At 43.5% G+C, this 239-nt stretch carries 1 pseudogene; it reads left to right on the top strand.

From position 1 onward, the window contains the following. Positions 1-186 (top strand): annotated as a pseudogene (locus AB4496_RS28535) (YbhB/YbcL family Raf kinase inhibitor-like protein); the annotation flags it as partial. Positions 187-239: the final 53 nt, after the last annotated feature.

The following is a 239-nucleotide window of genomic DNA, read 5'->3' on the forward strand; positions in this document are numbered from 1 at the left end:
ACGGTAGGTTTCGGTGGCGCTTGTCCTCCAGAAAAAGATGGTATGCACCGTTATCAATTCACGGTTTGGGCATTACCAACGGACAAACTTAACCTAGACGAAAACACGCCGTCGGCAGTGGTTGGATTCACGTTGAACAGCATGGCTTTAGACAAAGCGAAACTGACGGCAACTTATACACGCTAATAGCTTATGTACGTTAAAAGCTTATACACGTACATAATAAGCAAATAAGCAAA

Source organism: Vibrio sp. 10N.222.46.A1 (assembly GCF_041473595.1).
GTDB lineage: Bacteria > Pseudomonadota > Gammaproteobacteria > Enterobacterales > Vibrionaceae > Vibrio > Vibrio tasmaniensis_A.